The organism is Streptomyces sp. UH6, assembly GCF_013421635.1.
Taxonomy (GTDB): domain Bacteria; phylum Actinomycetota; class Actinomycetes; order Streptomycetales; family Streptomycetaceae; genus Streptomyces; species Streptomyces abyssomicinicus.
The window spans coordinates 1-9,034 of record NZ_JACADT010000137.1; the positions used below are offsets into that span (position 1 = coordinate 1).

At 72.5% G+C, this 9,034-nt stretch carries 10 protein-coding genes; 6 read left to right on the plus strand and 4 right to left on the minus strand.

The genetic code is table 11. The features are described from left to right. Both HW445_RS10250 and HW445_RS10255 read right to left on the minus strand, forming a co-directional pair. Positions 1–722 (minus strand): SAM-dependent methyltransferase (locus HW445_RS10250; protein WP_180220717.1); only part of this gene is annotated, 722 nt, incomplete at its 3' end. 45 nt (positions 723–767) lie between these two features. Continuing rightward, complete coding sequence (locus HW445_RS10255) at positions 768–1,292, minus strand: YcxB family protein (protein WP_180220718.1); 525 nt, start codon at positions 1,290–1,292, stop codon at positions 768–770. Between the two features lie 131 nt (positions 1,293–1,423). Between HW445_RS10255 and HW445_RS10260 the strand changes: the two genes are divergently transcribed. From HW445_RS10260 to HW445_RS10285, 6 genes are all read left to right on the plus strand, one after another. Next, complete coding sequence (locus HW445_RS10260) at positions 1,424–2,509, plus strand: MFS transporter (protein WP_374939626.1); 1,086 nt, start codon at positions 1,424–1,426, stop codon at positions 2,507–2,509. Further along, the gene (locus tag HW445_RS10265) at positions 2,506–4,806 is read left to right on the plus strand and encodes a molybdopterin oxidoreductase family protein (RefSeq protein ID WP_308798787.1); all 2,301 of its coding nucleotides are present in this window, start codon (positions 2,506–2,508) and stop codon (positions 4,804–4,806) included. The genes HW445_RS10260 and HW445_RS10265 overlap by 4 nt, the downstream gene beginning before the upstream one ends. A gap of 8 nt (positions 4,807–4,814) precedes the next feature. Continuing rightward, a complete protein-coding gene (locus HW445_RS10270; protein WP_180220719.1) occupies positions 4,815–5,414 on the plus strand; it encodes a 4Fe-4S dicluster domain-containing protein in 600 nt (199 codons plus the stop codon). After that, entirely contained in the window at positions 5,411–6,097 is a 687-nt protein-coding gene (locus HW445_RS10275; RefSeq protein ID WP_180220720.1) for a ubiquinol-cytochrome c reductase iron-sulfur subunit, read from the plus strand. The genes HW445_RS10270 and HW445_RS10275 overlap by 4 nt, the downstream gene beginning before the upstream one ends. Next, positions 6,094–6,480: a hypothetical protein gene (locus HW445_RS10280; RefSeq protein ID WP_308798789.1), complete on the plus strand. Its 387-nt coding sequence runs from the start codon at positions 6,094–6,096 to the stop codon at positions 6,478–6,480. The genes HW445_RS10275 and HW445_RS10280 overlap by 4 nt, the downstream gene beginning before the upstream one ends. A 101-nt stretch (positions 6,481–6,581) precedes the next feature. Then, the gene (locus tag HW445_RS10285) at positions 6,582–7,808 is read left to right on the plus strand and encodes an MFS transporter (RefSeq protein WP_180220721.1); all 1,227 of its coding nucleotides are present in this window, start codon (positions 6,582–6,584) and stop codon (positions 7,806–7,808) included. 23 nt (positions 7,809–7,831) lie between these two features. On the opposite strand, the gene HW445_RS10290 is transcribed toward HW445_RS10285, so the two are convergent. Both HW445_RS10290 and HW445_RS10295 read right to left on the minus strand, forming a co-directional pair. Next, positions 7,832–8,743: an aminoglycoside phosphotransferase family protein gene (locus HW445_RS10290; RefSeq protein ID WP_257230975.1), complete on the minus strand. Its 912-nt coding sequence runs from the start codon at positions 8,741–8,743 to the stop codon at positions 7,832–7,834. Between the two features lie 119 nt (positions 8,744–8,862). Next, complete coding sequence (locus HW445_RS10295) at positions 8,863–9,033, minus strand: DUF1203 domain-containing protein (RefSeq protein ID WP_308798795.1); 171 nt, start codon at positions 9,031–9,033, stop codon at positions 8,863–8,865. Position 9,034: the final 1 nt, after the last annotated feature.

Here is a 9,034-nt window from a genome sequence, read left to right on the forward strand (position 1 = left end):
CGGACCAGGCCCGGGGGGAGGAGGTCGAACCCGTCGAAGAAGGCGGCGATCCGTTCCGGGGACCGCAGGTGGTAGGTGTGGACGGACCGGCTGTTGTAGGCGGCGACGGCCTCGTTGAGGGCGTCGCCGGTGTCGGTGCCGTCGGTGAGGGCGAGGTGGCTGCCCGCCGGCAGCGCCTCGGTCAGGGTGCGGACGAGGGACCAGGGGTCGTCCTCGTCGGGGATCTGCCCCATGACGCCGAAGAGCATCAGGCCCACCGGGCGGGTGAGGTCCAGGGTCTCGGCGGCCCGGGCGAGGATGCCCTCGGGGTCGCGGACGTCCGCGTCGAGGTAGGCGCAGCTCCCCTCGGGCGTCGAGGTGAGGAGTCTTTCGGCGTGCCGCAGGACCAGCGGGTCGTGGTCGACGTAGACGATCCGGCTGTCAGGGGCGGCGCGCTGGGCGACCTGGTGGGTGTTGTCGGCGGTGGGCAGCCCGGTGCCGATGTCGAGGAACTGGCGGAGGCCGGCCTCCTCGGCGAGGAACCGCACGGCACGGCGCAGGAAGAGGCGCTGGTGCCGGGCCACGGCCGCGAAATCGGGGAAGTGCTCGAGGACGGCCCGGCCGGCGGCCCGGTCGGCGGGGGTGTTGTCCTCTCCGCCGAGCAGGTAGTTCCACACGCGTGCGGAGTGCGGCTTGCCGGCGTCGGGTATGCCGCCGTCCGGAGCCTGATCGATTGCGTCCATGCCCGAAGCCTCACACGGGCCCCGGGACCACCGCCGGAGTTCCGGTCAGTTCGGCCGGGCGGGATGCGACCGGGTCTCCAGCAGGGCCCGCAGCCGGTCCCCCGAGCCCTCCTTGGGCAGCACCGCCAGGCACGGCTGGTCCCGGTCCGCGCCGATCAGGAGGAAGAGCCGGGGCGTCTCCAGGTGGCGGGCGATCTCCGGCCACGCGAACCGGCGCTGCTCGCCGCCGGCGGTGACGCGCACGCCGGTCGGGTCGATGCGGACCCGCTGTCCCCCGCCCTCCGCGGCCCTGGCCGCGGCCCGGCCGGCCTGCGCCCGGGGCAGGAAGACCAGGGCGAAGAACAGGTAGGCGGCGCCCATCAGTAGGGACAGCACGGTGACCGAGCCGCCGCGGATGCCCACCGCCATCACCGCGACGGTCAGCACGAGGGTGACGGCGAGCCGGCGGCGGCCCGCCCGGGTGGAGCGGGCGTGGGCGCGGTGCGCCTCGCGGAAGTCGCGCGCGGTCGGGGTGTACCGGAGATCCATGCGGTCCGTCCGGTTGTTCTGGTGCCGGCTGTCGGTGGTCACGTGCGTTCGGCTGCCTGTTCTGTCGTGGGGGCCGGCGGTGGGACGCCGACCGGAGGACCGGTGGAGTGAGACATGCCCGCCCGAGGGAACAAAAGGGGCAGTGGTGACCCGCTCTCTCCTAGTGTGCCCGTGTGAGCGAGTCCAACCCCCCCACGCCGCCCGTCGCGCCCGGGCCCGCACGACGGCTCGACCGGCTCTCGGTGACCGGCCGGGCGACCCTGGCGGGTGCCGTGGCGGCCGGTGCGCTGATCCTCGCCATCGTGTTCGGCAGCAGACTGCTGCGCGACTTCGACTCGGCGCTGCTGCCCTACGCGGCCGCCTCGGTCTTCCTCGTCTTCGGGCTGGTCCACCGGTACACGGTGTGGGTGTCCGCGCCCGCCGCCCGCCGCCTGTTCAAGCAGGGCTGGCGGTCCTTCTTCTCGGTGGAGAACTTCCGCCGCGCGCCCACCGCGGTGCCCCGCATGATCGCCACCTATCTGGGCTTCCAGAAGTTCCTGGGCGCGCGCTCGCACGGCCGGTGGGCCGCCCACCAGCTGATCTTCTGGGGCTGCCTGCTGGCCGCGGTGATCACCTTCCCGCTGACCTGGGGCTGGTTCACCTTCACCTCCCCCACCGGTCCCGGTCCGCAGTACGAGTGGCGGATGTGGGGCGTGAAGCTGCTGACCTTCGACTCGCTGAGCTTCTTCGGCTGGCTGCTCTTCCACGGCCTGGACATCGCCGCCGTCCTGGTGATCGCGGGGGCCTCGTACTTCCTGTGGCGGCGGATGCGCGACCGGGGGGCGATGACGGGGCAGCGGTTCGCGTACGACCTGCTCCCCCTGATCGCCCTGGTGGTGATCTCGGTGACGGGGCTGCTGCTCACCTTCTCCGCGATCTTCCTGCACGGCCAGGGCTACGAGTTCCTGATGGTGCTGCACATGATCTCGGTGGTGTTCACCTTGATCTACCTGCCGTTCGGCAAGTTCTTCCACATCGCCCAGCGCCCGGCGGCCGTGGGGATGCAGCTGTTCAAGTACACGGCCCGGCAGGGCGAGAAGGTCTTCGCCTGCCGCCGGTGCGGCATGACGGTGGACACCGACGCCTATGTGGAGAACCTCCGCGGCACCATGCGCGACCTGCGGCTCGACTTCGACGAGTGGGCCGAGTACTGCCCCCGGTGCAAGCGGGTCCTGCGGGGGTCCGCCTATCTCGAGAACGTCAAGAAGGGCTACAAGTGAACCGGCCGACCATTCCGCTCGACCCCACGTCGGCGCCGCCGGGGGCACAGTCGTTCCGCGACGCGGGCGGCATCCCCGCCGACCGCTGGCACGCGGACCAGCGGGGCGAGACGCTGGTCCCCACCCACTGCTGCTTCTGCGGGGTGCAGTGCGGCATGTACCTGCGCGTCAACGAGGCGGGCAAGGTGTTCGGCATGGAGCCCCGCAACCACGACATCAACCGGATGCGGCTGTGCCCCAAGGGCGTCAACGCCTACCAGCAGATCAACCATCCGGAGCGGCTGACCGCGCCGCTGGTGCGCGGCTCCCGCGACGAGCCGTTCCGCGAGGTGAGCTGGGAGGAGGCCCTGGACTTCACCGCGGCCGAGATGCGGCGGATCCAGGAGAGCCACGGCCGGGACGCCTTCGGGATGCTGGGCGGGGCGAGTCTGTTCACGGAGAAGACGTACCTGGTCGGGAAGTTCGCCCGGGTGGCGCTGAGGACCCGGCACCTGGACTACAACGGACGGCTCTGCATGGTGTCGGCGGCGGCCGCCAACAAGGCGGTCTTCGGCGTCGACCGGGCCGGCAACCCGTTCTCCGACATGCTGGTGACGGACTGCCTGCTGGTGGCGGGCGGCAACATCGGCGAGTGCTTCCCGGTCCTGACCCAGTACGTGTGGGGCGGACGGGACCGCGGGGCGAAGCTGATCATCGTGGATCCGCGGGAGACGGCCATCGCCCGGACGGCGGACATCCACGTGGCGCTGCGGCCGGGCACCGATTCCGCGTTCTTCAACGCGGTGCTCCACGTGGTGATCGAGGAGGGTCTGGTCGACGAGGAGTTCGTCGCCGCGTACGCCACCGGCTGGGACGACGTGGTGCGCTGCGTGCGCGAGTACCCGCCGTCGCGGGCGGCGGAGATCTGCGGGATCCCCGAGTCCCAGGTGTACGAGGTGGCGCGCATGTTCGCCGGCGCCGGGAACGCGATGGCCTGTCACGCCCGGGGCATCGAGCACCAGACGCAGGGCGTGGAGAACTGCCTGAGCGTGGTCAACCTGATCGTGGCCACCGGCAACGTGGGCCGGCCGGGCGCCGGGTACGGCACGCTGACCGGGCAGGGCAACGGCCAGGGCGGCCGGGAGCACGGCCAGAAGTCCGACATGCTGCCGGGCGGCCGGGACCTGAAGAACCCGGAGCACCGCCGGCAGATCTGCGAGATCTGGGGCATCGACGAGGCCGACCTGCCGGGTGTGGGCACGTCGATGATGGAGATGGTCTGGCAGATGCAGCGCGGGGAGATCCGCGGGCTGCTGGGCGTGTGCAACAACCCGCTCGTCTCGCTCCCCAACCACCGTGTGGTCAAGGACGGGTACGACCGGCTGGAGTTCCACGTCCAGCTGGACTTCTTCCTCTCCGAGACGGCCGCCAACGCCCATGTGGTGCTGCCGGTGACCGTCTGGGCCGAGGACGAGGGGGTGACGGCGAACGCCGAGGCCCGGGTCGTCAAGCACAACAAGGCGCAGGACCCGCCGCCGGGGGTGCGCACCGACACCTGGGTGCTGTGCGAGCTGGCGCGGCGGCTGGGGGCCGGGGACAAGTTCGCCTTCGGCGGGTCGCGGGACGTCTTCGAGGAGCTGCGGGTGGCGACGGCGGGGGCGCTGGTCGACTACTCGGGCATCACCTACGAGCGGCTGGAGGAGACCGGCGGCATCTGCTGGCCGTGCCCCTCGACCGACCATCCCGGCACGCCCCGGCTCTTCGAGGACCTGCGCACCTACCACCCCGACGGCAAGATGCACCTGCAGACCGTGGAGTGGCATCCGCCCGCGGACGTCCACACCGCCGAGTACCCGCTGACGCTGACCACCGGCCGCACCGTGGCGCACTTCCTGTCGGGCACCCAGACGCGCCGGCTGGGCGGTCTGGTGGAGCAGACACCGCGGCCGTGGGTGGAGATCCATCCCTCGCAGGGCTTCCGCAACGGAGATCCGGTGCGGGTGGTGACCCGGCGCGGCAGCGTGGTCCTCCCGGCGCTGGTGACCGAGGCGATCCGGCCGGACACGGTGTTCGTCCCCTACCACTGGCCCGCGCCCACGGCGGCCAACGTGCTCACCGTGGACGCGCTCGATCCCAGGTCGCGGATCCCCGAGTACAAGGTGGCCGCGGCCAGGCTGGAGCTCGCGGAGCACGTCGACGAGGTGCCGGTTCCGCCGGTCCCGCCCGGCCGGGCCCCCTACGAGGAGGTCCAGGCCGCCCTGTCCGACCCGTTGCCGCCGTCCGCGTCGCAGGGTCGCGGTACCGCGGAGAGGAGCTGACGTCCGTCATGATGGGCCGCACCATCTTCATCGATCCGGGGCGCTGCATCGGCTGCCAGGCCTGCGTCTCGGCCTGCCGCGAGTGCGACTCGCACCGCGGCAAGTCCCTGATCCATCTGGACTACCCGCAGGAGGGGCAGTCGGTGGCCGCGCTGCCCACGGTCTGCATGCACTGCGAGGACCCGGTGGCGCCGTGCGCGGAGGTCTGTCCGGCCGACGCGATCCTGGTGACGGCCGACGGTGTGGTGCAGGAGGCCGACACCACCCGGTGCATCGGCTGCGCGAACTGCGTCAACGCCTGTCCGTTCGGCGTGCCCAAGATCGATGTGACGGCGAAGCTGCAGTTCAAGTGCAACCTCTGCTACGACCGCACTTCGTTCGGTCTGGCGCCGATGTGCGCGACGGTCTGCCCGACGGGCGCCCTGTTCTACGGGACGGTGGAGGAACTGCGCGAGGAGCGGCCGGGCGTGCAGGTGGTGGACGAGTTCACCTTCGGGCGGAGCACCGTGCGCACGGGGGTGGCCATGGTGGTTCCGGCCGAGCGGGCCCGCTGGCCGGTGCCGGGCGGGCTTCCGGTGGTCGAGGTGAACGGGGTGGACGTGCGATGAGCGTGACCCGGCACGAGCCCGGACCCGAGCCGGGCGGGGGCCCCGGCGGGGGTCCCGGCGCGGACGGCGGTCCGCGGGCGTACGCGGAGCGGGAGCACGACGCGGCGCAGGAGTCGATGCGGGACCGGATCACGGCGCACTCGCTGACCACCCGGCGGGACTGCCTGCGGCTGGTGGCGACGGTCTCGGGCGGTCTGGCGGCCGGCGGGGTGGCGGTGGCGGCGGGGGTGCTGCACCGGCACGGGGACAGCGGGAACGCGCAGCCTCCCCGGGTGCGGATCGCGGACCGGCTCGAGCCCGGGCGGTCGGTGGCGTTCCGCTACCCGGAGGACGAGGACCGGGCGGTGGCGGTCCGGCTGGGCGACGGCACGCTGGTGGGTTACTCGGCGGTGTGCACGCATCTCGCCTGCGGCGTGATGTGGCGGGCCGACCGGGGCGACGAGGGCGAGCTGTACTGCCCGTGCCACGAGGGCGTGTTCGACGTCCGTACCGGCGAGGTGACGGCGGGGCCGCCGCCCCGGCCGCTCCCCAGGGTGTACCTGACCGAGGAGGAGGACGGCAGCGTGTGGGCGTTCGCGACGGCCCGGTCGGGCGAGAACGTGACCGACGCGCTGTGCCGGCAGTTCCAGCAGCCCGACCTGCGGAGGCAGTTGGGGTGCCCGGAGGAGGGTGAGGACGGGTGAGCGAGGACGCTTCCAGGCGCCGGTCGATCGGCTTCGGCCAGGAGGGGTACCGGCCGGGCAGCTCCCGGCCGTGGCTGAACCGTCCGCTGGACGAGCGGTACCCGCAGATCCGGCCGACCAGTGGGTACGGCGACGGGCGGATCCGGCACACGGGGCCGGGGCCGGGTGCGGGTACCGAGCAGGAGCCGGAGCGGGCGTCGAAGCTGTCGGCGCGTCTGGTGCTCGCCTTCACCGTGCTGGCCGGTCAGCTGTGGGCGCTGACGGTGGTGGTCGACACCTGGATGTCCGGGCAGGTGTCGACCGCCTGGTGGTGCGCCGCATTCCTGGTGCTGTCGTTCCTGGTGGTGCTCGGACTGTGGTGGCTCGACCCGGAGGACCGCTGACCGGAGGACCGCTGACCGGAGGACCGCTGAGAGGCGGGTCCGGCCGCCGTCCGGAGTAGTCCGCCGGGCGGGGCCAAGGGCGTGTTCCTAGCGTGGGACGCGTGAATCCATCGAAGGAATCCGCTCCGGGAGCGGCGACGACGGCGGAGGCCGACCGGGTTTCCGGCGCGGCGTACCGGAACCTGGCCACGGCGACGGTCGGCTTCGCGCTCACCTTCTGGGCGTGGAACCTGATCTCGCCGCTGGCGGGGGATTTCGGGCAGCGGTTGTCGCTGAGCTCCTTCCAGCAGTCGTTCCTGGTGGCGGTTCCGGTCCTCGTCGGGTCGCTGGGCCGGATCCCGGTGGGCGCGCTGACCGACCGGTACGGGGCCAGGGTGATGTTCCCGCTGGTCTCGGCCCTGACGATCCTTCCGGTGCTGCTGGTGATCCCGGCGCGGAACTCGTTCGGCGCGATGATCGCGGTGGGCTTCCTGCTGGGCCTGGGCGGTACCACGTTCGCCATCGGCATTCCGCTGGTCAACTCGTGGTTCCCGCCGTCGCGGCGCGGGCTCGCGCTGGGCGTCTTCGGGATGGGCATGGGCGGTGTGGCGCTCTCCGGGTACTTCACGCCGCGGATCGCCGAGCACGGTGAGACGCTGCCGTTCCTGGTGGTGGCGCTGGCGCTCGCCGTCTTCGCGGTGGCGGCGTTCTTCCTGATCCGTGACCGGCCCGACCGGACGGTGCCGACGGCCTCGCTGGCCTCGCGGCTCGGTCAGGCATCCCGGCTGCGGGTCACCTGGGAGCTGTCGGCGCTGTACGCGATCGGGTTCGGCGGCGTGGTGGCGTTCGGTGTCTATCTGCCGTCGTACCTGAAGACCTGGTACGAGCTGGATCCGACGGACGCGGGCACCAAGGCGGCAGGGTTCGCCCTGGTGACAGTGATCTTCCGGCCGTTCGGCGGCTGGCTCTCGGACCGGATCCACCCGGCGCTGGTGACGGCCGGGGCGCTGGCCGTGGTGGCGCTGTTCGCCGTGTTCCAGGCGTTCGACCCGCACCTCTACCCCATGGGCACGATCTGCCTCCTGGTGATGGCCGCGGGACTGGGCACCACCAGCGGCAGCGTCTTCGCCCTGGTCTCCCAGGTGACGCCGCAGCAGCAGGTCGGCTCGGTGACCGGCGTGGTCGGCGCGATGGGCGGGCTGGGCGGGTTCGTGCCCCCGCTGCTGATGGGCGCCATCTACAGCGCGAAGGACTCGTACTCGATCGGTTTCATGCTCCTCTCCGACCTGGCGCTGGCCGGGTGTGTGTACGCCTACGGGCGGATTCGGAACGTCAGGCCGGCGGCGTGAGGGGCCGGCCTGCGACGTGAGGGTCAGGCCGCTTCGTCCTCCAGGAGGGCGAGGAGGGTGGAGCGGGCGAGGTCCGACATGACCGGGTTGGTCTCCCGGTAGTACCGGAGGCAGCCGACGGCCTGGGCGAGGGCCCAGCCCTTGCCCCGGTCCCAGGCGTCGTCGTCGGCGCCGAGGGCGACGCGGAACGCCTCCCGGGCGGCCGGTCCGAAGTGGTTCCAGGCGGGCTGGAGGTCCACGGCGGGATCGGCGACGCCCGCCTGGCCGACGTCGATCACACCGGCGAGGCGGCCCCGCTCGGTGAGGAGGTTGCCGGGCATCAGGTCGCCGTGCGTCCAGAGGTCCGGCTCGCTGCGGGGCGTCCGGCGCAGGCGCGCCCACAGGCCGGCCAGGGCGTGGGTGTCGATCAGGTCCCGGCTCCGCTCCAGGCACGAGGCGACGTAATCGTCGTGACCGCCGAGGAGTCCGCCGCGGCCCTTGCCCCGGAAGACCCGGCCCTCGGTGTCGAGGGCGCGGACGTCCAGGACGAAGGCGGCGAGGTCCTGCGCGAAGGCGGTGGAGTCCTGGACGTCGGCGGCGGTGGCGGTGGTGCCGGGGATCCAGTGGTAGACGCTCCACGGGAGCGGGTAGCCGGGGCCGGGTTCGCCGAGGGCGACGAACCGGGGGGTGGGGACGCGGGCGGCTTCGGCGACCTTGGCCGCGGCCTCGATCTGCCGCCGGACGTCCCGGCGTGCGGTGTCCGGGTCGTCGCCGAGGAGGGGGAGCCTGGCGACCAGGTCGTCGCCGATGCGGAAGAGGGCGTTGTCGGTGCCGTCCGAGGGGCAGGCGCGGACCGGCAGTTGCTTCCACCGGGGGAACTGCGCGGCCACCAGGACGGCCATCTGCTCTTCGGTGACCATGAGTTGACCGGCGTGCATGGGGGTCGTGGGCGGCATGGGGCGCATTGTGCCCGAACGCGGTCCGGGCCGCCCGTCCTTGTCGTTGCGGGTGCCGCCGCCGGGCGGGCGGGCTCGTCGTGCCGGGCGGCCTCCTGCGCGGGTGCGGTCACGGCCGCTCAGTCGCGGGTGACGCGGAACATGAAGCAGCCCCAGGCGATGTTGCGGCTGTGGATCTGGACCACCTCACGGTGGGCGAACTGCGCGGCGATCACGGCTTCGGGGTCCGTCCCGTCGTGGACGGTGGTGGCGTCGTGGATGCGGCCGCGGGCGTCGTAGGCGCGCAGCACC

Bases quoted from the DNA above. Each gene is read 5' to 3' on its own strand.
- HW445_RS10270 (WP_180220719.1), top strand. From the start codon at position 4,815: ATGATGGGCCGCACCATCTTCATCGATCCGGGGCGCTGCATCGGCTGC.
- HW445_RS10275 (WP_180220720.1), top strand. From the start codon at position 5,411: ATGAGCGTGACCCGGCACGAGCCCGGACCCGAGCCGGGCGGGGGCCCC.
- HW445_RS10290 (WP_257230975.1), bottom strand. From the start codon at position 8,743: ATGCCGCCCACGACCCCCATGCACGCCGGTCAACTCATGGTCACCGAA.